Below are 26,402 nucleotides of genomic sequence, written 5' to 3' on the forward strand. Positions count from 1 at the left end.
CGAGACGGGACGAAGGTTGAGACCTCAAATCATGCTGCCGGGCATGAAGCAGCGGATCATGGCGCGGCCGTTGACGTAATACGGCCAGACCATGGTGCGGCCGACGCGGTTTGGCTCGGTGATCACGGCGTCGTCGGGCACCTCGATCCAGTCGCCCAGGAGTCTCACGCGATAATGTCCGTTGCTGGTGTCCCAGTCGACATCGTCCAGCGCCGTGCCATCGGCATCGGCACAGCAGGGACCGCCGCCCTTGCTGCGCAGGCTCTCGAACCAGCCCTTGAGGGGCGAGTTCGCGTAGCGACCGTCGTCGCGGGCCTGCACGGATGGGCCGATCATGGCGGCAACCGCCACGAGAGTGATCATCCTGAATGCCGCGATCGCCATGTCGCCTCGCTCGATCTCGCGCGCGCACGAACGCAGACGAGGAGCCGCCTGCGCTGCACGCGACGCAATGCTGGCTGGCGCCGCCGACCGGTTCCAGCCGTCTCAGCGGGGCGATAACCGCGAGGGTCGATGTTTGATCCTATTTTCAAGGGCGCGGACTTGTCGAGTCCGCGCCCTGCTTCAGCTCCAACCCGGCAAGCGGTCAGTAGTCCCAGAACACCGGCACCCAACGGAAGGCGTCGCCGTCGGCTGCCACCCGGCCCACGGACGGGAACGGCAGGTGCGTGGCCACCAGCATTTCCCCGGTCTCGGCAAGCTGTCGCAACAGACGGATGCGAACGCGCGCGGCCTCCTCGGGGTCGTGTTCGAACCCGTTAAACCAGTCGGGTTGCTCGAACCCGACGGCAAACACGGCGTCGCCGGCGAATGTCAGCGCATCATCGCCGGACGCCATGCGAACCACGCTATGTCCGGGGGTGTGACCGCCGGTGCGACGGGCGATGACGCCAGGTGCAATCTCGTGCTCGTCATCGAACAGCCTCAGCTGACTGCCGTACTCCTTCAGGAAATGCTTGGCGGTCGATCGAAGCGCGTCCGGAAAGCCTTCCGGCATGGCAGTGCGGGAGAAATCCGGCTTTTCCCAGAACTTGACCTCGGCGGCCGCGACGTGGATCCGCAGGTCCTTGCGCAGCTGCTGCTTCACCCCCTCGACCAGCAGGCCGCCAATGTGGTCCATGTGCAGATGAGTCAGCACCAGATCGGTCACCGCCGAAAGATCGATGCCGGCGGCCGCCAGTCGCCTGATCAACTGCCCGGCGCGCGGCAAGTTCAGGTTCGGATCCGAACCCAGTCCGGCGTCGATGAGGATGGTCTTGCCGCCGCTGCGAACCATGACGGCGTTCAGCGCCCAGTCGAAAGCGTCCTGCGGCAGGAACATGTCGTGCAGCCAGGTCGCCCGCACCGCCGGGTCGGCGTTGTGCGCGAGCATCTTGGTCGGCAGCGGCAGCACGCCGTCGCTGACCACCAGCACGTCGATCTCGCCGATCTTCAGTGCGTAGCGCGACGGAACGAGCTCTTCAGGTCCCGATGACACGGGATATGAGGTGTTGTGCAGATTCATGTTGGTCTCCTGTTTCAAGGTTGAGGCACTTGGTTGGTGTTGACTCTGGCCGGTCCTGGTTGAGCAGGCCGCGCCGCCAGCGAGAGCGCGGCCGTCATCGCTTGGTGAGTTAGAGGCTCGTCACGCGCTCATTGCGCGGTCCAGCCGCCATCGACGGAGATCGTCGTCCCCGTGATCTGGTCGGCCGCGGCCGAGCACAAGAAGGCGACGGTGCCACCGATCTGCTTAGGGGAGGCGAAGTCCAGCGATGGCTGTTTTTCGGAGAGAAGCTCTTCGGCCGCTTGCTTCTGGCTGATGCCTTTCTCCGCCGCGATGTCGCTAATCTGTTTCTCCACGAGCGGCGTGCGCACCCAGCCGGGACAGACCGCGTTGCAAGTGACGCCGCTGCCGGCGGTTTCGAGGCCTACCACCTTGGTGAGGCCGACGAGGCCATGCTTGGCCGCGACATAGGCTGCCTTGTGGGTGGATGCGACGAGACCATGCGTGGAAGCGATGTTGACGATGCGACCCCATCGCTGCTTTTTCATCTGGGGCACGGCCGAAGCGATGCCGTGAAATGCGGCCGACAGGTTGATGTCGAGAATGGCCTTCCACTTGGCGGGCGGAAACTCCTCGACCGGTGCGGTGAACTGGATGCCGGCATTGTTGACGAGGATGTCGAGCCGTCCGAAGTTCTCGATGGCTGCCGCGATCATTCCGCGCACGGCATTGCCATCCGACATGTCGGCGCCGTCATACGCGACGCGGACGCCGTCCTCGTGTTCGATGCCGCTGCGGATCTTCTCGATCTCTCCCGGATCTCCAAAACCGTTCAGGACGATATCGGCGCCGAGCCTGGTCAGCTCTCTTGCGATCCCGAGGCCAATGCCGCTGGTCGATCCGGTGACGATCGCTACTTTGCCTTTCAACATGAAAAACTCCTTTCGATGATGGTTGCCGGCGAGGTCAATCGCGGCGGTGAATGTCGTAGGTGACGATGCCGAGTTCGGAAGGCGGCGGCTCGAGGCGCCGTCCGTCGGCCAACGTGCGGCGGATGTCGTCCCGTCCACTTTGCCAGTGCGCGCGCATCGCTTTCGGTCCGAACTCGTAATCCTTGGAGTGACCTTCGTGGAGCTTGGACTGGTAGATCAGGTGGATGATGTTGTGGGAGCGGTGACGGGCGAGCTCGGCGATGGCGCGCATTTCGGGATCGTTTCTTGCGGCGTCCGGCAATCTGTCGATCGTCCGCTGCAGCGCCTGCCGCATCTCCTGCATCCGTAGCGCCTGGTCGGTGACGGCGCGGGTACGACTGGAATACTGAATGTCCTTCTGCCGGCTCGACACCTCCATCATGTCGTGCGGCACGCGGCCCCGCGCCGACCAGAGATCGATCTGGAACGTCAGCGTGTCTTTCGCATCGCCCGACAGGACGCGAGAGAGAGGCGTGTTGGAGACCACGCCACCATCCCAGTAGTGCTCGGAGTCGATTTCGACGGCGGGAAATCCGGGCGGCAGCGCGCCCGAAGCCATGAAGTGTTTCGGACCGAGCCGCCGCTCGGCTGTGTCGAAATAGGTGAGATTGCCGGTGCGGACGTTGACCGCGCCGACGCTGACACGCACTTCGCCCGAGTTCAGCCGGTCGAAATCGACGAGCTGTTCCAGCGTCCGTTGCAACGGCGCCGTGTCATAGAAGCTGGTCGACGCGTCGCCCGAGAAGGGCGACCACAGGGGCGAGGGGAAGCGCGGCCTGAAGAAGCCGGGCTGGCCTTGGAACAGCGCGCGCATTGCGGCAAGCGTGTTGTGCAGGGAGTTGAAGTCGAACGCGAACGGTAGCGCACCGGCCAGTCCCTCGCCGGCAGGCCATTCCACCGGGGTTGCGCAGATCGTCTCCCAGAACTCGCGCAGCCGTGCCACGCGCTCGTCTTCCGGGGAGCCCGCGATGATCGCGGCGTTGAGCGCGCCGATCGAGATGCCGGCCAGCCAGTTCGGCCGGATCCCGGCCTCGTGCAAGCCTTCGTAGACGCCGGCCTGGTAGGCCCCGAGCGCGCCGCCGCCCTGCAGCACCAGCGCAACGACATCGTAGGGCAGCGGATTGATCGGTCGTGCGGAATCGATTTGTTCGCGTGTCACGTTGAACATGGTGACTACTCCTTGCAATGCGACCTGTTCGGTCAGCCCGCGTGTGTTTCGGTCAGGATTTCAGATCCGGCTCCACGCGATCGCGCCGCCGCGGACCGCTCCAGATAGTCGTGCACCACGGTGCCTAATCCGAGCGTCAGATCGGCAACGATATGCTTGGCCGAGAGCACCTGAAGAACCGGCAGCTCGGCGACCGGTGCGAGCGCGTGGGAGAAGAGATCGAGCGCGGCGGGCCCCGTCCATGCGCCCTTCACCGTCACGTCCTCGAGATGGAAGCGCACCAGTTCGCAAATGCGCGCGGTGCCGTCGACATGCGGAATGATCTTCAACAGAAAATTGGGAGCGATGAGCTTTCGTGCTTCGGTGGAAAGATCGAGGGCGCGATGCTTGTAGCCCATGGTGCCGGTGGCGATGCGCACCGAGCCGTAGTCGAGCGTGCCGACCAGGGTATCGGTCTCGACGGCCAGCTTCGGCTGGGCCAGCTTCTTGGGAAAGCCCCACAGCTCGCGGCCGCCGGCGATCGGCGGATGATCGTTGAGGAACATCTGGTGGACGAAGCTGCCGGTCTGGCCGCGGAACGACACCGGGATGATCTGGCCGCTTTCCGTGTAGTCTCCGAAGCCGGTGGAATCAGGCATGCGAATGAATTCGTAATTCACCACAGGCTCGGTCAGCTCCAGCGGCTCCGGCACGATCCGGCGCAACGCCTCCGGGTCGGTCCGGTACTGGATGATGAAATATTCGCGGTTGATGAAGCGATACGGGCCGGGCGGGAAAGCCGGATTCGTCAGCGGCATCGCGAAGGCGACGTTGCGGATCTGCTGGTTCATGCTGTGGGTTCCTGAATGGTCGGTGCTGTGGCGGGCCGCGCGCCCCGCGGGAGCGCGGCCATCATCACGTGAGGCGTCTAGACTTCGGTCACGCGTTCCGGATCGGCCGACGCGAGCGCCAGGGCGCGCTCCGCCTTCGGCGGATAGATCCAGACGGTGTTGATCTCACGCTTGGTCTTCTTGGCGACATCGCCGACCAGCTCGACCTTGCGCTCCCAGCCGCGTGTGAACAGCGCGCCGGCTTCGCCGAGGTCGAGGCAGGTGACGTAGGCCTTCTGGTGGTAGGGCCTGGTCGGAACGCCGAGCAATTCGGCCGCGGCATTGTTGCCGGCAAAGGCGCCCATCCGCGTGGCGTGCTGGCACGACATCAGTGCGTAATTGCCCTCGTCGTCGCAGGCGGCGCGTGCCGCGTCGCCGGCCGCGAAGACACCCTGCACGCTTGGCACCTGCAAGCAGCGATCGACCAGCAACCGTCCGAAATTGTCGCGCTCGGCGGGAATCTGCGCGGTCAGCGGCGCTGCACGAATGCCCGCCGCCCAAATCACCGTCTCGGTTTCAATGTGCTCACCGCTGGACAAGGTGACGCCGGTGTCGTCAAGCGCGGCGACGCCGGCGCCGAGCCGTGTCTCTACGCCAACCTTGCGCAAGGCTTCCTCGATGACGGGGCGGGCGCCTGCACCCATGTCGGGTGCGATCGCAGTGTTGCGATCGACGATGACGACGCGAGTCTTGGCATCGGGGCCCAGGATTTCGCGCAGCCGCGTCGGCATTTCGGTGGCCGCCTCGATCCCGGTGAAGCCGCCGCCAGCGACGACGACCGTGTCGCGTCCGTTCGCGGCGGGCCGCTCCGCGAGGCCATGCAGATGCTTGTCGAGCGCTACGGCATCGTCGAGCGAATCGACGCTGAAGCCGTGCTCGGCGAGGCCCGGAATGTTCGGACGGAATAGCCGGCTGCCGGTGGTCACGACGAGGCGGTCGTAGGACAGCGTCTTTCGCGGGCCCTTCGCGGGCGTGATCTGCACCGTTCTGGCCTCGGTGTTGATCGTCTCGGCGCTGCCCTGGATGTAGTCGACGTCGATCGCCTCGAGGACGTCGACCAGCGGGGCCGTCACGGTTTCCGGCTTCGACTCGTAGAGCCGCGGACGGACCACCAGCGTCGGCTCCGGTGAAACGAGCGCGATCTGCAGATCTTGCGGCGAGGCGCCCCGGATGTCGCGCAGCCGGGCTGCGGAAAGCGCGGCGTACATGCCGGCGAAGCCGGCCCCGATGATGACGAGTCGCATGGGTTTTCTCCTTGGTTGCTGTTCGAAAGACCGCGCGCGACCGCGCTGCTGCGTTGAGAACAGCGTCCGGCGTCGGCGCGTGGGGTGGGTTGGATCGCTGGCCTCAGGGCGCGATGCAGCGTGCCTGCAGATTCGGCGGCCGGCCGTAACCTAAGACGACGGGCTGAAGCTCACTTCGACTCCAGTCCTGATAGGGAAGGCCGGCGCCATTTCGGATCATGATGGAAACGGGCGGTTGTGCCGGGTGCATGGTGTAAGCCGGAATTTCCACTTCCTCGCCCGTCGCCGACGTGAAGCGAACGGCCAGCGAGAGTCCGTACAGGGTTGCGGTCGCGAGGCTTCGGCGGCGTGAGGCAATCAGCCGTCGGCTGACGAAGTTTTTCCAGGTCATCTTTGGTCTCCCTCGATTGGTCTGGACATGGAGATGATGTAGCTGACCCGATTTGCCGTTGCCCCAGCGCGATTGCCGTCGCTGTCGAGAGATTGCTGCTAACGCATACGCCTGCGCCAATCGCTCGGCGTCTCGCCCGTCAGCTTCTTGAATGCTGCGGCGAAGGCCGTTTGCGAGGAGTAACCAAGCGCCGCGGCGACCGAGACGATCGATTCGTCGCTCTCCCGCAAGATGTTCATGGCCTGCTCGAGCCGGTGCTGACGCAGCCAGGCATGCGGCGATAGCCCGGTGCTCTCCTTGAAGGACCGGCAGAAATGGAAGCGCGACAGTCCGGCATCGGACGCCAGCGCATCGAGCGAGACATCCGCTTCGCTATCGCAGCGCAATCGTTCGATCGCACGGAGCAGGACCTTCGGCGCCAGCCCGCCCATGGTCGGCTGGAACGTGGTTGGCGAGCCTGCATGCGCAGCCAAAAGGCGCGTGGCCAGAAGATCCGTGAGCTGATGCCGGAACAGCGCATCAAGGACGCCATGGCCCCCCAGCGAATCCGCGGCGCTCAGGAGCAGTCGGGACGTGATGGTGTCGGGATGCGCCGTTCGCTCAATCAATTCGGCGGTCCCGGCGGTCCCGGCCTCGCCAGCGACGCGCTGCAGCGTTGCGTCGGGAAGGTAAAGCTGCACGACGTCGACGGGCTTCGGAATGTCCCATCGGGAGCTCGACCCTTCCGGAACGATGTTCACGACCCCCGGACGAAACGTGCCGATCGCGATCGATTTTCCCGAGCGCCGCTCCATGCGCTGCATCACGCCTTTATGCGCCATGATCACGTGGTGGCGCATGGGCTCGACGACGTCGTGCAGCGCATCATGTTTCCAATGCGCGATCCCCGCGCCGGAGGAGTCCAAGGCCATGCGAAACGGCTCGGTTCTGAGCACGCGCGCCATCTCCGCGTCGGCGGCGCGCCGCTCGGACGTCGAGCGATCGTCAGGCTGTACGTCGGGTGCGGGCGGCAAGCCCTTGTGCGAGGGATTGCGCATGAGTGCAGTGTTCCCGGTCATGATGTGGCTCCTGCTGATCAGCTCGGGCTTTCGATCAGTCGTCCGTATTTGTACGGAACGGCGCGTGTTCTAGGCGCCGTGGCTGCCGGGCGTATTTCCTGAACCCGCCATGTTTTGTCCGATCCTGCTCCAAGCCGGCCGGCGCTTTCGCGAACGCACGGCGGGCGGGAGTGGACAGAGATGTTGATGACAAAGCGTGCGGCAGTGCGCCGCTAGGCCGCGGCCGCCTGCGCCGACAACAGCTGCTTCAGTTTCGCGGCCGGCACGGCCGGGCTGAACAGCCAGCCCTGCATCTGGCTGCATCCGAGCTGGAGCAGCACCGCGCGCTGCGCTTCGGTCTCGACGCCTTCCGCGGTCGTCGCCATGTGACGGGCGGCGGCCATGTGCACCACCGCCTGCACGATCGGCGAGGAATCTTCCGACTGACCGATGTCGCTGATGAAGCTGCGGTCGATCTTGATCTTGTCGAACGGGAAACGATGCAAATAGCTCAGCGACGAATAACCAGTGCCGAAATCGTCGAGCGCGATGCGCACGCCGAGCTCGCGCAGCTGCTGCAGGATCGTCAGCGCCTCCTGGTCGTCGCGGATCAGGACCGTCTCGGTGATCTCGAGCTCGAGCCGTCCGGGCGCGAGACCCGACTCGGCGAGTGCGGCTGCGACCTTCAGCGCCAGCGTCCGCGAGCGGAACTGCACCGGTGAGACGTTGACCGCGATGTGGATGTCGCCGGGCCAGGAGGCCGCCTCGAGGCAGGCCTGCCTCAGCACCCATTCGCCGATCTCGCCGATCAATCCGGTCTCTTCCGCAACCGGGATGAAGTCGGCGGGCGAGACCATGCCGCGTTCCGGATGGTGCCAGCGCAGCAGCGCTTCGCAGCCGGTGACGACATTGGCCGCGAGATCGACCAGCGGCTGGTAGTGCACCTCGAACTCGCCGCGGGCCAGCGCCTGCCGCAGATCGAACTCGAGCTGGCGGCGCAGCCGCGCCTTGGCGTCGTGTTCGGGCGCGAAGATACGGAACGTGCGGCGGCCCTCGGATTTCGCCGCATACATCGCGAGATCGGCGCGCTTGAGCAGATCGTCGAGATTGTCGCCGTGGTCGGGGGCGATCGCGATGCCGATGCTGGCATCGGTCGGGATTTCCTGGCCGTTGCAGTCCACGGGGGCGCGCAGCGCCTTCAGGATCTGCTCGGCGAGGGCGGTCAGTTCGGCCTCGTCGCGGCTGCCGGCCTTGACGATGGCGAATTCGTCGCCGCCCAGCCGTGCGACCATGTCGCTGCCGCTGACGCAGGCGCGCAGGCGGTTCGCGACCTGGCGCAGCAGCTCGTCGCCGACCTCGTGGCCCAGCGAATCGTTGACGCCCTTGAACTCGTCGACGTCGATATAGAGGATCGCGAACGGCTTGCCCTGGGCAAGCTCGGCGACGCGCCGCTCCAGATGGCCGCGCATCAGCACGCGGTTGGGCAGGTCGGTGAGGGCGTCGTAATGCGCCATATGCGCGATGCGCTCGTCGGCGCGGATGCGCTCGGTGACGTCGTCATGGGTCGCGAGCCAGCCGCCGCCGGCGCCGGGCTGGTTCTTGATCTCGATCAGGCGGCCATCGGAGGTCTCGACTATCGCGCTGTGGGTCTGGCCGACGCTGCCCAGAATGCCGTCGCAATAGGAATCGACGTCGCCGTCGAACGAGCCGGTGTCATGGCGATGCTGAATCACGTCGCGGAAATACGCGCCGGGCTTCACCAATTCGGCCGACAGCCCGTACATCTCGATGTAGCGGCGGTTGCAGACGATCAGCCGCTGGTCCTGGTCGAACATCAGCAAGCCCTGCGTCATCGTGTTCATCGCGGTGTCGAGCTGCTGCTTCTCCACGGCGAGCCGGCGCGTCATCTGGCGGAAGATGGAATAAAGCGTCAGCACGAGCAGGCCGATCGACAGCACGGCGACGGTCACGAAGAATTTGGTCTGCGTGTGCCATGTTGCCAGCGTCGCATCCAGCGACTTGGTCGCAACCACCACCAGCGGCTCGCCGGTCAGGAGGCGTGCGGCGACGATGCGATCCTTGCCGTCGATCGGGCTTGCGAGCTGGGTCGTGACGAAGGTGCGCTCGAACACCGCCATCTGCTCGCGCGTGCCGTTGCGGAAATTCTGCCCGATCATCGCCTCCACATGCGGAATGCGCGCCAGCAGCTGGCCGTTCTGGTGGTGCATCGCGATCGAGGAATCCTCGCCGAGCCCGCTCGAGGCGAAGAAGGATTCGAGCTGGTCGGGCGTGATCGCGCGCGAGACCAGCCCAAGGAATTCGCCGTGGGGACCGGAGACGCGGCGCGCGAACACGATCGCCGGTCCGCTGCCCAACCGTCCCGGCACGACCTCGATCTCTTCCTGCGACGCCGGATCGTTCTTGAGGCGATTGAAATAGCCGCGGTCGGCAACTGAAACATCGGCGACCGGCCAGCGCCGCGACGAGTTGATCAGCACGCCCTTGGCGTCGAACACGTTGGCGCCGGCGACGTCCGACCAGCCGCTGGCTTTGGCGCGCAGCGCCTCGTGCACAGCGAGCGTGCCCATCTCGCTGCGGAAGACGTCGGCGGAGTCGATACCATGGCTTTCGAGCTCGGCGATGATGCTCTTCTGCAGCACCGCGAAGTCCTCGAACTCGCGGTCGAAATGGCGCGCGAGCAACCGGACCGCGCTCTCCACGCTGTCGCGGCCGCTTTCGATCGCATTCTGCCGGAAGCGGTCGACGGTGAGCGCGGTGCCGATCGCCATTGCGGCCATCAGCACGAAGCCCCCTGCGATCAGCCATGTCAGCGGCGCGCCGCGCCAACGGCGCAGCAACGCGCGCATGCGCGCGCTCCATCGGATCGATGTGCCCATGCAGCCCTCCCGTGGGATGCAAGATGCGGCAAAACCGACAAGACCACGTTACCAGTGAGGGTTAGGAAAACATGAATCGGAATGGAATCAGAGGGTTGGTTCCATCGCTTGTCTGAAGGTGCGGGGCCATGGTTCCCTCAGCGTCGGATTTCCCATCGCAACGCTTCCGCATTGGTCTTGGCGAACATCGCCGGCACGTCGAAGGTCCCGGTCTTGAGATCATAGCGGCAGCGCCAGTCGGCCAATCCCTTCACGGCGACGTTCTTCGGGTGCTTGTCCATTTCGCCCGAGATCACAAGGTAACGGTTGTCCGGCCAGTGCACGCCAAGCCCGCGATAGGCCTCTTCGGTGCCTTTCACGAGATTGGCCGAGATGTGGTAGTCGAGCTTCATCTTCCCCGTGTCCGGCCGGCTGTGGAAATAGGCCCAGGCCAGATCGCTGAACGAGGTCTTCGTCACGCTGACGAAGGCGCCTTTGTCGACATGGTAGAGATAGAGGTCCTGCTCGCCGGAGCCGGTCTTCTGCATCCGCACCAGCCATTGCGAGTCGGGGGTGAAGCGGAAGCCGGCGCCGTAGCCCTGCTCGGGCTTCAGCTCCGTCATCTGGTCGCCACGCCTCGCCCAGGCCTGCCATTTGACGTCGAAATCTCCGCTGTCCTTCATGTACTGCTCGATCTTGGTGGCTTTGTCGGGCGAGGTGAAGGCTAGATCGGCATCGTCAGTGAGAGCGAAGCCAGACGGCGGGCCGGAAGCGGCGAGCGCCGGAGTTGCGGCCAGGATGAGGGCAACCACCAGCCATTGTGCGGGACGGCAAAATGCGGTCACGGAAAAAATTCCTCAAGAAAAATGCCGCGATGCGGCCTCGATCATTTGACGCCGGCGGGGGTGCGCCGGTTCATCCCGGCGTGCCGGCGCATCATCCCATCGACCGTCTTGCTGCCGTGGCCAAAACGGCGCACCTTGCCGGCTCGATTGATTTGCTAGGTTCTTCCTGATCAAGGTTCGTTTCCGATGGTGACCGCGACCAAGGCCTTCATTGCATTCTGTCTGCTCGCGGTGGGCGGCACCGTGCTGGTGATCGGCCCCACCGAGCTGCGTCGCATGCTGCCGATCGGGGCCAAGACCGATTCCGTGGTCGCCGCCAAGCCGGAGGCCAAGGTCGAACAGAAGGTCGAACCCAAGCCGGAACTCAAGCCGGAACTCAAGCCGGAAGAGCCCAAGCTGGCCGCAAGCGCGCCGCCGGTGCCGGCCGCGTCCCCCGCTGAAACGAAGGCGGGTGCGCTGGCCGAGACGCAAAAGCAGGTCACGGCCGCGCTTGCCGATCTTGCACCGGTCAAGCCGCCGCCGGCGATTGCGGATACCGGCCCCCGCTTCGACGTTGCACGCGTCGACGATCACGGCGAGGCGGCGGTGATCGCGGGCCGGGCGACGCCGGGTGCCAAGGTCGAGCTGCTGCGCGACGGCAAGCCGATCGACACAGTCGTGGCGGATGCGTCGGGCCAATTCGTGATGACGCCGCCGCAGCTTCCCGCCGGTTCCTACGAGCTGACCTTGCGGGCGAAATCGCCTGACGGCACCGTCACGCAATCCGGCCGCAGCATGCCGGTCGTCATCGCCGAAGCCGCACCGCCGCCCGCTCGCCCTGCACCGGTCGCGCGGCAAGAGGCGAAACAAGAGGCGAAGGCCGAGAAGCCCGACGACAAGTCGGATGTCGTGGCATCGGTGTCGGACAGGCCCGCAGCCCGGCCGAGATTGATGGGCGCACCGAAACCGAAGGGCGGATCGGGGGTCATGGCGCGGGCGCCCGCGGCCACGACCGTTGCATCGGCCTCGCCGGCGGACGCCGTCAGCGGAGCAGCGGCGGAAACAGGCGGCAGCCGGGTGATCTCTCGCGGCGACAGCCTGTGGGCGCTCAGCCGGCTCGCTTACGGCGACGGCGCCCGCTTTGCGGTGATCTACAACGCCAACCGCGCCAAGATCCACAATCCCAATTTGATCTATCCCGGCCAAACCTTCGTGCTGCCGCAAAAGGCGGAGTAACACCGCATCGGCTCTGCCGGGGCGCGTTGCGACGCTTTGCCCTGTACGCTTCCGGAACATTTGGTTCCCTCGCGCGTCATGGTGATGCGACGCGATGTGCGCTTGGCGCCGGAGGAGGGCCAAGGTGGACAGGTCAGTGGTCATGTCGAGATCACGCTTGGCACTCAGGCCAAGGCTGGGGCTGGCGCTATCAGGCGTAACCCTCGTGATTCTGGCCGTGCTGTTGCCAGGTCGCGCCGAGGCGCAGTTCGGCTTCCGCGGCGGCCCGCTCGGTGTTGCGCGCTTTGCCGTCGGCCACATGATCGGCATGTCTCGCTTGCGCCATGCCCGCATGGCGGTGCGGGGCAGCCGATACCGCTCCGCAGCGTTGAGGTCGCAAGATCCTCGCGGCGCAGAGCGCGGCCAGCCTGCGAATCCATACGTGCTCCGTGCGGCGATGACCGCGCAAGCTGCGCTGTCGGGCTGGCGTGGCGGCCGTCGTCCGCAGGGCTGGTGGCGCCATCCCGACGGCAGCTACGGCTGGGTCGGCCCGGTGTTCTGGCCATTCGCGCATGACGATCTCACCACCGCGATCATCCTCGGCGATACGACCAGCCTCTCGCTCTACGGCTATGGCGACATCTATGCCGCGATCTTCGCGCCCTATGCGGCCACCGAGCTTGCGGCCTACACCACGCCGCAGGGCCGGCGCGGACGGCGGGTCCCGACCGCAGAGACTGTCTGCGATGCCAGCGACACCGGCGGCCTGCCGGTCGATCGCATCGCCGCTGCCGTGCAGCCGAATGAATTGCAGCGCACAGCGCTCGACGAGCTCGCCACCGCGTGGGCATCCGCGCGCGACACCATCCGCGCCGCCTGTCCGACGCAGGTCCCCGCGATGGCCATCGAGCGCCTCGGCCTGATGCGCGAGCGCATCGAGGCCATGATCAAGGCAACGGACGCCGTCGCACCTTCGCTCGCAAAATTCCTCGACCTCCTCGACGACGACCAGAAGGCCAAGCTCGATGGCCTGGCCAAGGAGCGCCGCGCCGCGCTCGCGTCGATCCAGCAAAAGAATCCCGAGGCGGCGTCGGCCTGCCAGGCGGACAGCGATCCCCGCTACGACGAGAAGCTGCAGCGCCAATACGAGCAGCTCGTGCAGCAGCAATGGCCCGCGGCCGAGATCGCCTCCACGCTCAAGCTCGACGACACCGCCCGCGCCCGCCTCGACGTGCTCCAGGACACCACACTGCGCACCATGGAAACGCTCAGCGCCTGTCCGTCACAGGCCCCACCGACACCACAGGCACGCCTCACCGCCGTGAAGGCGCGGCTGCAGACGATGCTGCAAGCGGTGAACGGCGTCAGTGACGCGCTCGACGATTTCGAAGCTGACTTAAGCGACGAGCAGAAGGCCGGCTTCGAGGCGATCGGGCCGAAGCGCGGGGTGTGATCAACCGCACCGCCTCCAGCCAATTCCGTGCCCGCGTAAGTCATTGATCTTGCAGGCCCCTGCTACTGTGCATGGGGTTGTTTTCGCAGTTTTTTGTTGTGGCTACCCTCTTCGCCTTGCCGCGGCGGCATCCACCACGCTCTCCACCTCCTCGCGCCACGACAGGATCTCCATCGCGAGCACGGGGTGGTTGAAGCCCTTGAGCACGAGATCGTCGAGCGCGCGGGCTTCGACCCAAGGCTCGACCATGCCGTAGACGCGGCGGCTGACGACGACCTGGCCGGCCTTGGCTTCGTCGCAGAGGCGGGAGGAGAGATTGGTGACGCTGCCGATCGCGGCATATTCCAGCCGCTGCTCGAAGCCGATCTGGCCGAGCGTGGCGTAGCCCATGGCGACGCCGACGCCGAAGCCGAGCGAGTGGCCGCGGTTCTTCCATTTCTCGGTCAGCTTGCCGATCGTGTCGCGCATCTCGACCGCCATCTTCACGGCGCGCTTGGTATGGTCGGCGAACTGAATCGGCGCATTGAACAGGATCATCACGCCGTCGCCGGCAAAGCGGTCGAGCGTGCCTTCATAGCGGTGGATCAGCTCGCCGAGCGCGGCGTGATATTCGCGCAGCACGTTCATCGCCTCTTCCGGCTCGGTCGCCTCGGTGAACGAGGTGAAGCCGCGCAAATCGCAGAACACGACGGTGACCTCGCGGCGATGGCTGTCGAGCAGCGCATCGTGGCCGTCGGACGAGGCGATCAGTTGCGCGACTTGCGGCGCGAGGAAACGTTCGAGCCGCTTGATGCGGCCGATCTCCCCCAACTGCTTCTCGACCCGCTCTTCCAGCGAGCGATTCCAGTTGCGCAGCTGCTCGGTCTGCTCCTGGAGCTTTGCGGCCTGCTGCTGCACGGTTTCGTGCGCAGCCGCGAGTTCGCGGCCCTTGTGGTCGACCTCGGTGAACAGCCGCGCATTGCGCATCGCCAGCACGGCCTGGTTGGCGAACGTGCGCATCAGGCCGATGATGCTGGCGGCGAACTCGCCGCTGGCGCGGCGCAGCACCACCAGCGAGCCGAGCGTGCCCTGCTGGTCCACCAGCGGCACCACCAGCACCGAATGGAAGCCGGCCTCGACCGCGACGTCGCGCAGCGGCTGCTCGGAGGCCTGGTCGAGATCGGCGATCGCGATCGGTTCGCCGCTCCCGGCCGCATCGCTCAGGATATCCTGGCCTTCGTCGATGGTGACATGGGCGCCGTCGGCGGATTTGTCGATGCCGTTGGCCTCGACCAGATTGAAGCGGCGCATCTCAGCGTCATAGCCGTAGATCAGCACCGCATCGGCATGGGTGATCTCGATCGCGCGCGCCGCGATCGTCGGCAGCACGGCGTTGAGATCGAGCGAGGCGGCGACCGCGCGGCCGACCTCTTCCAGCACCTTGAGCTCGTTGATCGACTGCGCGAGATCGCGGGTGCGCTCCTCGACCTTGGTCTCCAGGTCCGAATAGGTCTCCTGGATCTGGTCGGCCATGCGGTTGAACTGGCCGGCGAGATCTTCCAGCTCGTCCGCGGTGTGCACCTCGATGCGATGGCTGAAATCGCCTTCGCCGAGCTTGTGCGCGCCGTCGCGCAGCGCCGTGATCGGAATGATCATGCGGCGCGCCAGAAGCGTGCCGGCAAGGATTGCGACCAGCAGGCCCATGCCGATCAAAAGCGCAATGCGCACCAGCTGGTCGCGGATCGGCATCAAGGCCTGCGTGGCCGGCTGCTCGAACATCACGCTCCAGCCGAGCTTCGGCACGGTGCTCGCGGCGCTCATCACCGCATGGCCGTTGAAGTCGGTGCCCGAATTGTCGGGCTCGTGGCCCGGTGCGACCGCGGCCGCAACCTGCGGCAGCTTCGACAAATCCTTACCGATCTCGGGGCCTTTCGAGGACGTCGCCAGCACGCGGCCGCGCGGATCAACCACATAGGCGAAGGCGGCTTTGCCGACCTGGGCGTCGATGAGGTACTCGGAGAGAAAGCTGAGGTCGAGCTCGGCCACGGTGACGCCGGCGTTGAAACCGGAATGCGCCACCGAGATCGACATGAACGGCGTCCGGTCGGAGAACCAGGCCGGCGCGTAGCTGACGCCGCGGGCGACGGTGTCGGTGAAGCGCATGTCGCGGGAGAGGTCGGCATTGCTGCCGGTCGTGGTCGACTGGCGCGAGACGCGCAGCACCTCGCGGCCGTCGCCGTTGAGCTGGAACAGCTGAGTGACGACCGAGACCTGGTGCAGCAGTTGGGCGTAGTCGGCGCGGCGCTTCTCGAGTGTGTCCTGGCTCGCCCGCGTCACCCAGCTGATCTGGCGCTCGAGTTCCGAGATCGACTGCTCGATCCGCCGCGCGGCAGCCTGCGCCTTGTCCTCGAGACCGTCGGTCAGCTGTGTCTTGGTGGCGCGGTAGGAGATCCAGCTCTCCATCGCGCCGTTGACGGCAAGCACGAACACGACGAGGCCGACGAGAGAGACGACGTATTTGGCGAACAGGCCCTCGCGCAGAAACCGTGTCTTGTCGTTCGCTCCTGCCATCCCGATCCTCTCGCGCCGCCATCGGCGCCGGCGCTACGGGCCGCACGGACCCTGCGAGCCTTCTAGCACAATTTGGTCCCAGGGGACTGTGAAGGGACTGGTCAAGGGACGGCCGAGCACCCGGCGTGGTTACCGGCCTCGGTTACTCCCTTGGATGCTGGCAGGCGGAAGCATGGTGAATTGTCGCAGTCTCATCCGTTTGGAGGAAGCCGCGGCCGGGGACGCCGATGTAAGGGGATCGCCTTGGCAAGGGAGGGCTGGAGTCCAGCGCTTTGGTCCTGCAATCATCGATTAAAGAGCTGCCGCAGCACGTCGTTCATCGGCTGGCTGTCCTGCTGCGCCGCCGGCGGGTCCTCCAGGGCGGGGGACGCCGGCGAGGCTTGCGGCATCAGTGCGGATGGCGCTGCAGGCAGGCTGCGGCTGCGGCCGGTGGCAGTCCCGGTCCCGGTGCCGTTTCCCGCGCCACCGGAAAGTCCCTGCTGGATCAGATTGCCGAGCGCCTCCCCCAGGGGGCCGCCGAGCAAATTGTTCTGTCCGGCGGGCTGCTGGCTTTGCGGATTGGCAGTGCCGGCGGCATTACCGCCACCCGGCGCGGTGGCTCCCCCGAGACCAAGGCTGCCCAAAATATTGCCGAGCCCGGCCCCATCAGCGCCGAACAGCCCCCTGCCCATCTCGCGCAGCTTGGCATAGGCGGCGTCCGGATTGTCCAGCATGCCGGCCATGTCGGGATAGATTCGCGGCTGCGACCAGGTGCCCTGGATCATCACGGGAATGCCGAAGCCGACCGGCTCGGCGGCGCGGCCCTGGCCTTCGGTCGTCATCACCAGTTTCGGCTCGACGCGAAAGCCCATCATCTTGGTGTCGAGTGCGATCGTGCCGGCACCGGTCACGCGGACGAGCGGTCCGGTCAAGTTGAGATCGGTGGTCACCGCCTGGCCCTTGTCGATCCGGAACGACGCCGAGAGCTGCGACAAATCCGTGCTCTGCTCCCGACTGCTGTCTCCGTTTTCCTGCCAGCCGGACAGCGTGCCCGATGTCAGCGAGCGGATCATCTGTGCGACGTTGATGCCGCGAATGGCGCCGTCCTGGAAATTGACGAAGGCCGTGCCCTGCATGTTCGCCATCAGCGCGCGCTGGCTGCTGCCGGCGCTGCGCAGCGCGAGCTTGGCCTGCAGCTTGCCGTCGATCCGGTCGAATTCGGCGAGGCCCTGCAGCAGCGGCAGCGCGCGCACGCCGGCGAGGTCGGAATGCATGGCAAAGCTCGGCGCGCCGCTGGTCGCATCCAGGATCAATTCGCCCGTAACCTGGCCGCCATAGGCGCCGAGATTGGCGGTGCCGGCCTTCAGCACGCCGCCGGCGAGTTTTGCATCGACCGCCAGCGGCGCGAGGCGTGCCTCGCCGATCACCGCCTCATGCGCGGAGATCCTGATCTGCGCATCGACATAGTTGAGCCCGGAGACGTCGATCGGCGCATCGCTCCAGGGCTGCCCGGACGCGCCTTCCGGCGATTTCGCCAGCGGGATCGCGAGCCGCTGGAAGTCGAGATCGAGCTTGACGAGAGGCTTGCTCGCGATATCGACCGAGGCCCAGCCATTGAACGCGCCATCGCCGAGCGTGCCATTCAGGCCGTTGATCATCACGACATCGCCGCTCAGCCGCATCTCGGCATGGCCCGCGAGCCGGGACTTCAGCACGTCCGGCATGTCGATGGCGAAATCCACCGGAATGGTCGGTCGGTCGGCCGGCGGCGCTGGCGTGGTCGCCTTGATGTCGAATTTGGTCGGATGCTCGCCGACCCGTGCGGTGCCGGTGATGTTGAACTTGCGGTCGCGGCCGACGATCGCATCGGCATTGACGGCGCTGATGCGGCTCTCGACGCGATCGCGCACGCGCGCGAATGCGATCTCGCCATCGGTGACCTTGATGCGATCGATGGCGGCGCCGTCGAGATCGAGCGCGACCGGCTTCGACGTGCCGCCGGCATTCGGCAGGCGCTCACGCAGCAGCGGCTGGTAGAGCACGGGATGGGTGACGACGAGCTCGCTGATCTTCGGGCGGCCCGACCAGACGCTTGAGAGCGACATGTCGGCCCGCACGCTGTCGATGGACAGGCGCGTGATGCCGCTGCGGTCCTTGGGGTCGGCAAGCGTGAGGTCGTTCAGCGTCACGTTCAGCGTCGGCCACAAACTGATTCTAGTGGTGCCGTCGACCGACAGGCGATAGCCGGTCGCGCTCTCGACACGCGAGGCAATCGTCGAACTCAGGAAGCCCGAGGGGATCCCGACCACCAGCAGGAGTGCGATCACGATGACGATTGCGGCCACCGCCGCGCCGGCGAATTTCACGGCTCTCATATCGACTTTCCAGCGGCGGACGATCGGCGTCGAATCCGGCACATGACCGTCATTTGCACCCGTCCTTGGCTCCTGAGTTTATCCCGGGACGGGAAGCGGCTCCAAGCACGTAAAAATAGTCTGGGGGTGCTGCAAAGTTATGTGACTTATGGCACACTTCCCGGGCGCGGTTTTACGCGATCTTGATGTTGATGGTTCCAAGCGATTTGCCAACGAAATTCACAAGGATATTGAAATGAGCAAGCAGGCCGAATTTGCGGTCATCCTCAAGATGAATGCGATGTTCGCCGATCTCGGCGCAGACGAACTCCAGCGGCTGGCGAATCTCTGCCACACCCAGCATCTGGGGAATGGCGAGGTGCTGTTCCAGAAGGGCGACCCAGGCGATGCGCTGTTCGGCGTGCGCCGAGGCCAGGTCCGTATCGAGACCGGCGCCTCCGACGGCAGCCGCCTGACGCTGAACTTCATGGGGCCCGGCGACCTGTTCGGCGAGGTTGCGGTGCTGGATGGCCAGAGCCGCACTGCGGACGCCACCGCGGGCGAAGCCAGCGAGCTGTTCGTGCTGCGGCGCGAAGACTTTCTCGCCTTCCTCGAACGCGAGCCGAAAGTCGGGATCAAGATCATCGCGCTGCTCTGCCAGCGCATCCGCTGGCAGAGCGAGCGCATGGAAGAGTCCATGCTCCAGCCGCTGCCGGTTCGCCTCGCGCGGCGCCTCTGCGCGCTCGCCGCCGATTTCGGCTCGGAGGTGCACATCTCGCAGGAGCAACTCGGCGTCTTCGTCGGCGCCGCCCGCGAGAGCGTCAACCGCCAGCTTCAGGCCTGGCGCAAGGAAGCGATCCTCGATCTCCAGCGCGGCCGCATCCTGCTGCGGAACATGACCAAGCTGACGGCGATCGCGCGCAACGAGTAGGGGGGCCGTTAGGCTGGGTCGCTATCGGGGCGAAGGAGTTCGTCAGAAGAGTCTCAACTCGCGACCCACGCTTTAACGACCTCGATCGGCACAGCACGACCGGTACGTCTGAATGCCTGGTAGCGAAGACGATCCTCCGCTATGTCGGGTTCTCGGATGGCGCTCGCTGAACTGCCTCGTGTGCTTGACGCTGGTGCACATCTACTCCGCCGCAGGGTGCACGATGTTCTTCGGCCGCGGCCTCGCTTCGGCCGGCGCAGCTCCGTGATGACTTGCGCCCTCCGCATCTTCGCTGTGCACGACCAGCCGCTTGGCGAAGCGCCAGATCAGGGCGCCGAGATCGTCCATCACCATGAACATCGCGGGCACGAACACCAGCGACAGGATGGTCGAGAAGATCAGGCCACCGATCACCGCGAGCGCCATCGGCGAGCGGAACTCGCCGCCCGCGCCGACCGCGAGCGCGCTGGGCATCATGCCCGCGGCCATCGCGATCGTGGTCATCACGATCGGGCGAGCGCGTTTCATGCCTGCGTCGATCATGGCTTCTTCGCGCGGTGTGCCGGCGTGAATGGATTCGATGGCGAATTCCACCAGCATGATCGCGTTCTTGGTGACGATACCCATCAGCATCAGGATGCCGATCCACACCGGTGTCGTGAGCTGCTTGCCGGTGATCAGCAGGGCCGCGATCGCGCCGCCGATCGAGAGCGGCAGCGAGAACAGAATGGTGATCGGCTGCAGGAAGGTGCCGAACAGCAGCACCAGAACGGCGTAGACCATCATCAGGCCCGCCGTGATCGCGGTGGCAAAGCCTTCGGACAGTTCGTTCAGGCTTTCGGCGTCGCCGGAGGGGGAGACCTTCACGCCCTTCGGTCGGCTCTTCATGACCGGCAGATCGTAGATCTTCTTGGTGGCGTCGCCGAGCGCGGCGGAGCCGACGAGATCGGCCGCGACGGTCGCCTGTCGCTCGCGATCGTAACGGTTGATGCTGGTCGGACCCTGGTCGAGCTTGACGTCGGCGATGACGGACAGCGGCACGCCGCCCTTCTCGCCGTGCTCGCCGAGCGGCACGCGCAACTGTTCGAGCGTCTTCAGATTGCCGCGCGCGGCATCCTCGAGCTGCACTCGGATCGGCACCAGACGGTCGCCAACGTCGAACTTGGCAAGCGCGGGGCCGACGTCGCCGATGGTGGCGACGCGGATGGTCTGCGATAGGCTTTCGGTCGAGACGCCGAGCCGTGCGGCGAGATCGGCGCGCGGTTCGACGCGCAGCTCGGGCCGCTCCAGCGTGGTTTCCGAGATCACGTTGGAGATGGTGGGAATCCGCTTCATCTGCGTCGCGAGTTCGCTGGCGACGTTGTTGACGATGTTGGCGTCTGCGCCGGTCACGACCAGCGAGATGGCGCGCAGGCCGTTCTCGTCGAGGAACCAGAAGCGGATGTCTGGAATGTTCTCCAGCTCCTGGCTGATCGAGAATTCGAGCTCGCGCTGGGTGATGTCGCGGCTGTCCTTGGGCGTGTAATTGATGATCAAGGCGGCGCGCCGGACTTCCTGGGTCCCCGGTGGAACGCGGCCGCCGTCGACGAAGATGCTCTTCACCTCGGGCCGCTTGCGCAGGCGCGCCACGATGTCTTCGGTGACTTTTTCGGTGTAGGCGAGCTGCGTGCCCGGCGGCAGCTCGAGCGCAACCAACGAGCGCGAGCTGTCCTGCGCCGGCAGGAAACCCTGCGGCAGCAGCGTAATGCTCCAGATCGAGGCGGCGAAGACGCCGAAGCCGACCAGCACCGTAATGAAATAGTGCTTCACCGACCAGGCCACGAGCCTGTGATAGGACCGCAGCACGCGGCCGGGCGGCGGCTCTTGGTGATTGCTATGTTTGAGGAAGTAGGCGGCGAGCACCGGCGTGACGAAGCGCGCCGCGAGCAGCGAGAAGAACACCTGTACCGAGACGGTGATGCCGAACTGCTTGAAGAACTGTCCGGCGATGCCCGACATGAAGCTCGCGGGCGCGAAGATTGCGATGATCGTCAGCGAGATCGCGATCACCGCGAGGCCGATCTCGTCGGCGGCTTCCAGGGCGGCACGATAGGGCGACTTGCCCATGTTCATGTGCCTGACGATGTTCTCGATCTCGACGATGGCGTCGTCGACCAGAATACCCGTCGACAGCGTGATGGCGAGGAAGCTGACGAGGTTGAGCGAGAAGCCGAGCAGGTCCATCGCCCAGAATGCCGGGAAGATCGACAACGGCAGCGAGATCGCGGCGATGATGGTGGCGCGCAGGTCGCGCAGGAACAACAGCACGATGACGACGGCGAGGATGGCGCCTTCGAACAGGGTCGAGATCGCCGCGTGGTAATTGCCATTGGTATATTCGACCGAGGTGTCGATCACCTTCAGGTCGACGTCGGGATAAGTGGCCTTGAGCGTGTCGATGCGCTTCTGCACGGCCTCGGCGACCTTCACGTCGCTGGCACCCTTGGAGCGCTTGATGCCGAGCGCGACGATCGGCTCGCCGTTGAAGCGGGCGAAGGTACGGCGGTCTGCGATGGTGTCGGTGACGGTGCCGAGATCGTCGAGCCGGACCTCGCCGCCGCCGAACAGCGGAATCATGGTGCCGGCGAGATCGCTCAGCGTCTTGGCGCCGGCGAGGGTGCGGATCGCCTGGTCGTTCTTGCCGATCTCGGCGCGGCCGCCGGCGACGTCGACATTGGTGCCGCGCAGGCTCTGGCTGACGTTGACGGCCGTCAGCCCCATCGACTGCAGGCGGTCGGGATCGAGCGAGACCAGGATCTCGCGCTCGACACCGCCGATGCGCTCGACCTGGGCGACGCCGCGCACGCCTTGCAGCGCGCGCTTGACCACGTCGTCGACGAAATAGGAGAGCTGCTCCGGCGTCTTGCCGGGCGAGATCGCGGCATAGGTGACGATCGGCAGGCCGATGACATCGACGCGCTGGATCAGCGGCTCGGTGACGTTCTGCGGCAGGTTCGAGCGCACGCGCGTCACCGCGTCCTTGACGTCGTTGAGCGCGCGGTCGGTGTTGGTTTCCAGCGCGAACTGGATTGTCGTCACCGACAGGCCGTCGGTGATCTGCGAGGTGATGTGCCTGACCCCTTCGACACCGGAGACGGCGTCTTCAACCGTCTTGGTGACCTGGGATTCGAGCTCGGCGGGTGCCGCGCCGAACTGCGATACCGCGACCGAGATCACGGGAATGTCGGCCGAGGGTAGCCGCGTCACCGCGAGCTTGGTGAAGGACACCCAGCCGAGGATCAGGAGGATGATGGAAAATACGACCGACGGCAGCGGATTGCGGATCGACCATGCCGAGATATTGAGAGCCATCAGCGTACCCGCGTGCGATCGAGTTCATCAGCGAACATGGTCTTGATCTGGTCGCCGTCATGCAGCGAAGAGCCGGCGTCGGCGACGACGATCTCGCCGACATTGAGGCCTTCCAGGATTTCCGTCGCGCTGTCCGAAGACAGCCCGACCCGTACCTTGCGCGTCTCGACAATGTTGCTCTTGACGACCTGCACGGTGAGATGGTCGATCGCGGTCTTGGGAACCGCGACGCCGCAGCTTCGCTTGGCGTCGATCGAGGCGCGGGCGAACACGCCGACTTTCAGCGAGGGATTGTTGGTGACGCTGATGCGCACGCGGCCGAGCTGGGTGGCGCGATCGATTTCGGGCGCGACTAGCCTGACCCGCCCGATCAAATCGGGCGCGTCGTCGCGGCTGATGCGCACGGTCGCGCCGGAGCTGAGCTTGGCCATGTGCACCGCGGGCACCTGCGCGTCCAGTTCGATCTCGTTGTTGACGGCGATACGGAACATCGGGCCGGCCTGCGGCGAGGCCGGCGCGCCGACGATGGTGCGGACCTCGGTGACGAGGCCCGGCGCAGAGGCCTTCAGCGAGACCGGACCTTGCGGGCCGGGCCGCGGCGGCTGGCCCGGAATCTGGGGCGGTGCGGTCAGGCGCGCCAGCTCCTGATTGTCGGTGACGAGGGTGCCTTCGGTGACGAAGAGGTCGGTGACCCTGGATCCCTCCTGGTCGGCGACGACCACGGCTTCGCGGCGCGGCACGAAGAAGCCGGTCACCCGGACCAGGTCGGAGAAGCAGGCATTGGTCGACTTGGTCACGATGACCAGCGCCTCGCTCGGCGTTTCCTTGGGCTCGGCGCGGTGCCGGTGCTCGAACAGATAATAGCCGACGCCGAGCGCGACGACGAAGATCACCGTTCCGGCTGGCTTGAGATATTGGGAGAGGTTCATTGCCGGATCGTCCTGGCCTGGCTCACGGCCATCCGCGCGCGGCCCATGGAGAGCGTTTCCCTGAAATAAAGCAGCGTCCCGCAAGGCTGCGGGACGCGCGCTGGGAGCGAGACTTTACACCACATCACGACTTGTCACTTCAAAGGATTACGTCGTGGTCACTTCGATGCGGTAGTCTTGTTTTCCATGTTGACGACCTGCACGCGACGATTGACTTCCGCCATCGGCTGGGCCGGGTCCTTCAGCTTGCTCTTGCCGTAGCCGACCGTGACGAGGTCGGTCGCGGAGATGCTGTATTTGTCGACCAAATAGCGCTTGATCGAATCCGCGCGGCGCTCCGACAGATCCTGATTATAGCTCTCGCTTCCGGCGGCGTCAGTATGGCCGGCGACCACGAAGGTCGAGCCTTTCAGGTCGGGGCTGGTCAGCGCGCGGCCGAGCGCCTGGACCGAGGCAAGCGATTTGGCGCTGATATTGGCCGAGTTGTAGTCGAACGTGATTTCCAGATCGATGTTCGGCTTGTCCTTGGCCGCCGACGCGATTTCTTCACGCTCGGTCGACGACAGCGACCGTGTCGAGCGGCCGCGCACGGACTGGATCAGCTTGGTCTCCGTGGCACTCGGTGCGGGATCGGCCTGCGGAGCGATCGAGAGGCCGCGGGTCAGCGGCTTCTTCGGCGGCGGCGCCAGCGCGCGGACGATCTCGTCCTCGGTGACGTTCTTGCTGTTGCCGTCGTCGGCTGCGAATGCCAGCGGGATCGTCAGCGACAGCGCGGCGCCGACGGTGATGATGGACAGGATTGCGGTAAGTCCCTTTGCAGCCAATCTCATAGCCAGTCCCTCCTGCGCAGCCAGCTGGTGCGGTTCGAAAATCCTGCAATAAGCCTCCCGAAAGGACGGCCTGCGGCATCCGTTCGATTAGTCTTCGCCGGGCCGTCGCGGGTTCGAGGCACATCGGCCCCGATTCAAAAAAATATCAACGCACTCCGTAGCTTGCGAATTCCTGAACAATGTTCGGGTCCATCGCCTTGGCATTGGCGATGTCGAGCGCGCCCTCTTGGGCCGAGCCGTTGCGCTGCTTGGCGATCCCGCGTCCGAACAGCGAGGAGGTCAAGCGCGGATTGATCCTCAGGGCGGCCTCGAAATCGGCGATGGCGTTCTTGACCGCCCCCGATTTCAGATTGACGAGCCCCCGGCTGTCCAGCGCGTCGACGAAGTTCGGTCGCAGCCGCAGGGCCTCGTTGCAATCCTTCAGCGCGCCCTGGAGGTCGCCGACCACGGTGCGGGTCCAGCAGCGATTGTTCAGCGCCTCGACGTCCTTCGGGTTGATCCGGAGCGTCTCGTCAAAATCCTTGATGGCCAGGCTGTAGGCGCCCTTGCTGGCATAGACCTGACCGCGCCGGTAAAGCGCGTTCACGTCATCCGGATTGGCCGCGATCTTGGCGGTCAGCCCCTTGATGGTGGGGTCCTCGGCCAGGGCGGCCGCACTCGGCCCGCTCTCCATGGTCGGAGCGGTGGCGGGATCGGCCGGAATCACAGGCGGAGGCGGCGGCGGTGCCGGCGGCAAGGCAGCCTCGACCTGCGGCTTCGGTGACGGAGCGGGCGCAGCCACCGTCTCGGCCGGTTTCGGCGGCGGAGGCGGTGAAGGTGCGGGTGGAGTCGGCGGCGGGTTGTTGGCGACGACCGGCGGCGGGGGAGGCGCAGGTGGCGGCGTGGTGGTCGGGCGCGACCCGCCGGCCCCTGGAATGAAGGAGAAATCCTCGGCCAGCGACGAGGATATCCACGGCACCTGCTCGCCCCGGGAGGCGCGGGTGACGCCCATCTTGGTGCGGTTCAGCGTCTCCTCGGCCATCAGGTCGGGGACGCGGATTTCCTTGAGGAGTTCCTGGACGAACAGGCTGTGCTCGCCGCCGGCGTCCGAGACCACCGAGGCCAGTGCCGCCGAATACATCACCAGCGTGCCGTTCGGCGCGATGACGGGCGTGAGGCCGGCCGAGAAGCTGCGGAACCGGCGCTCGAACGGGTTGCGCCTGGAGGCATCGACCAGCGCGATCTTGACGCCGGCGCCGCGGGTGTTGAGCTCGCCGAGCACGGTTTCGAGGCTGATGCCGTCGCGCCGCACGTCGGATTCGGTCCAGATCTGCGCATCGATCGGCAGCAAATAGCTCTGCCGCGCGGACTGGATGCCGAAGCCGCTGAAGAACACCAGTGCCACCGACCCCGGCTTGATCTTGCCGTAGAGCTTGTCGAAGGCGCGGCGCATGCCGTCGCCGGTCAGGTTCTCACCGATCTCGACGGAAAAGCCGTCGCGCTTGAGCTCGTCGGCGACGTCGCGCGCGTCGTTGAGCGGTTCCTTCAGGGGAGCGTCGGCGTCCGGATATTTGGCATTGCCGATGACCAGCGCAAAGCGATCGCCGGCCGCAAGTGACGGAGCGGTCGGGATGAGCGACACGAGCAAGGATAGAACGAAAAGCAGGCGAATTTTCATAATTAGCGCGATCCAGCCAAAAAGGCGCCGTTTCCAGCTTGCGCCGCGGCGACCTTAACTTACGCAATGTGCATTATCAAACCGGGGGAGGGGGGCGTCAACCGCTTGCGGATTCGGCGCTATCGCGACAATTGACCGCGACGCATGGGCATGTTGCGGGGGAATAAACGGGCGGTCATGATTGCACGCGATGCATTCTGGTTGTCATGCTGGTTGTCATTGCGGCTGCAAATTAGGGCAGCCATGGCGACAACAATGTGATTGGTCTCACATTGCGGACGGGCCTCCTT

19 protein-coding genes are annotated in these 26,402 nt (G+C 65.6%); 3 read left to right on the forward strand and 16 right to left on the reverse strand.

The features are described from left to right. Positions 1-24: 24 nt before the first annotated feature. The 10 genes from IVB54_RS01265 to IVB54_RS01310 form a co-directional block, all read right to left on the reverse strand. Complete coding sequence (locus tag IVB54_RS01265) at positions 25-384, reverse strand: hypothetical protein (RefSeq protein WP_018456611.1); 360 nt, start codon at positions 382-384, stop codon at positions 25-27. Between the two features lie 202 nt (positions 385-586). Then, a complete protein-coding gene (locus IVB54_RS01270; RefSeq protein WP_018456610.1) occupies positions 587-1,504 on the reverse strand; it encodes an MBL fold metallo-hydrolase in 918 nt (305 codons plus the stop codon). Between the two features lie 128 nt (positions 1,505-1,632). After that, the gene (locus IVB54_RS01275; RefSeq protein ID WP_018456609.1) at positions 1,633-2,415 is read right to left on the reverse strand and encodes a 3-hydroxybutyrate dehydrogenase; all 783 of its coding nucleotides are present in this window, start codon (positions 2,413-2,415) and stop codon (positions 1,633-1,635) included. A 34-nt stretch (positions 2,416-2,449) separates the two neighbouring features. Continuing rightward, complete coding sequence (locus IVB54_RS01280; RefSeq protein WP_018456608.1) at positions 2,450-3,622, reverse strand: patatin-like phospholipase family protein; 1,173 nt, start codon at positions 3,620-3,622, stop codon at positions 2,450-2,452. A 32-nt stretch (positions 3,623-3,654) separates the two neighbouring features. Continuing rightward, positions 3,655-4,452, reverse strand: coding sequence for an acetoacetate decarboxylase (locus IVB54_RS01285; protein ID WP_018456607.1), 798 nt, complete (start codon positions 4,450-4,452; stop codon positions 3,655-3,657). A 77-nt stretch (positions 4,453-4,529) separates the two neighbouring features. Beyond that, positions 4,530-5,735: an NAD(P)/FAD-dependent oxidoreductase gene (locus tag IVB54_RS01290; protein WP_018456606.1), complete on the reverse strand. Its 1,206-nt coding sequence runs from the start codon at positions 5,733-5,735 to the stop codon at positions 4,530-4,532. 103 nt (positions 5,736-5,838) lie between these two features. Next, on the reverse strand, positions 5,839-6,126 hold the full coding sequence (locus IVB54_RS01295) for a hypothetical protein (protein WP_018456605.1): 288 nt from the start codon (positions 6,124-6,126) through the stop codon (positions 5,839-5,841). Positions 6,127-6,224: 98 nt separating this feature from the next. Continuing rightward, positions 6,225-7,184, reverse strand: coding sequence for an AraC family transcriptional regulator (locus tag IVB54_RS01300; protein ID WP_162496292.1), 960 nt, complete (start codon positions 7,182-7,184; stop codon positions 6,225-6,227). A 212-nt stretch (positions 7,185-7,396) separates the two neighbouring features. Continuing rightward, on the reverse strand, positions 7,397-10,060 hold the full coding sequence (locus IVB54_RS01305) for an EAL domain-containing protein (protein ID WP_085384019.1): 2,664 nt from the start codon (positions 10,058-10,060) through the stop codon (positions 7,397-7,399). 137 nt (positions 10,061-10,197) lie between these two features. After that, complete coding sequence (locus IVB54_RS01310; protein WP_026233205.1) at positions 10,198-10,884, reverse strand: hypothetical protein; 687 nt, start codon at positions 10,882-10,884, stop codon at positions 10,198-10,200. Between the two features lie 186 nt (positions 10,885-11,070). On the opposite strand from IVB54_RS01310, the gene IVB54_RS01315 reads away from it, so the two are divergent. Both IVB54_RS01315 and IVB54_RS01320 read left to right on the forward strand, forming a co-directional pair. Continuing rightward, entirely contained in the window at positions 11,071-12,099 is a 1,029-nt protein-coding gene (locus tag IVB54_RS01315) for a LysM peptidoglycan-binding domain-containing protein (RefSeq protein ID WP_018456601.1), read from the forward strand. Positions 12,100-12,241: 142 nt separating this feature from the next. Next, a complete protein-coding gene (locus IVB54_RS01320) occupies positions 12,242-13,531 on the forward strand; it encodes a Spy/CpxP family protein refolding chaperone (RefSeq protein WP_051113002.1) in 1,290 nt (429 codons plus the stop codon). A 102-nt stretch (positions 13,532-13,633) separates the two neighbouring features. Here the strand turns inward: IVB54_RS01320 and IVB54_RS01325 are convergent, their stop codons facing one another. Then, a complete protein-coding gene (locus IVB54_RS01325; RefSeq protein ID WP_018456599.1) occupies positions 13,634-16,081 on the reverse strand; it encodes an adenylate/guanylate cyclase domain-containing protein in 2,448 nt (815 codons plus the stop codon). Between the two features lie 284 nt (positions 16,082-16,365). Next, the gene (locus IVB54_RS01330; protein ID WP_026233203.1) at positions 16,366-18,435 is read right to left on the reverse strand and encodes an AsmA family protein; all 2,070 of its coding nucleotides are present in this window, start codon (positions 18,433-18,435) and stop codon (positions 16,366-16,368) included. A gap of 235 nt (positions 18,436-18,670) precedes the next feature. On the opposite strand from IVB54_RS01330, the gene IVB54_RS01335 reads away from it, so the two are divergent. After that, the gene (locus IVB54_RS01335; RefSeq protein WP_018456597.1) at positions 18,671-19,345 is read left to right on the forward strand and encodes a Crp/Fnr family transcriptional regulator; all 675 of its coding nucleotides are present in this window, start codon (positions 18,671-18,673) and stop codon (positions 19,343-19,345) included. 201 nt (positions 19,346-19,546) lie between these two features. Here IVB54_RS01335 and IVB54_RS01340 read toward each other — a convergent pair whose 3' ends face one another. The 4 genes from IVB54_RS01340 to IVB54_RS01355 form a co-directional block, all read right to left on the reverse strand. Beyond that, the gene (locus tag IVB54_RS01340) at positions 19,547-22,696 is read right to left on the reverse strand and encodes an efflux RND transporter permease subunit (RefSeq protein WP_018456596.1); all 3,150 of its coding nucleotides are present in this window, start codon (positions 22,694-22,696) and stop codon (positions 19,547-19,549) included. After that, positions 22,696-23,625 carry an efflux RND transporter periplasmic adaptor subunit gene (locus IVB54_RS01345; protein WP_018456595.1) on the reverse strand — a complete coding sequence of 310 codons (930 nt, stop codon included), beginning with the start codon at positions 23,623-23,625 and terminating at the stop codon, positions 22,696-22,698. Before IVB54_RS01345 ends, IVB54_RS01340 begins: the two co-directional genes overlap by 1 nt. A gap of 158 nt (positions 23,626-23,783) precedes the next feature. Continuing rightward, positions 23,784-24,455 carry an OmpA family protein gene (locus IVB54_RS01350; protein WP_026233202.1) on the reverse strand — a complete coding sequence of 224 codons (672 nt, stop codon included), beginning with the start codon at positions 24,453-24,455 and terminating at the stop codon, positions 23,784-23,786. 145 nt (positions 24,456-24,600) lie between these two features. Further along, positions 24,601-26,112, reverse strand: a complete 1,512-nt coding sequence (locus tag IVB54_RS01355; protein WP_018456593.1) for a caspase family protein — start codon at positions 26,110-26,112, stop codon at positions 24,601-24,603. Positions 26,113-26,402 lie beyond the last annotated feature (290 nt).

This window comes from Bradyrhizobium sp. CW1 (assembly GCF_023100665.1).
Taxonomy (GTDB): Bacteria; Pseudomonadota; Alphaproteobacteria; order Rhizobiales; family Xanthobacteraceae; genus Bradyrhizobium; species Bradyrhizobium canariense_D.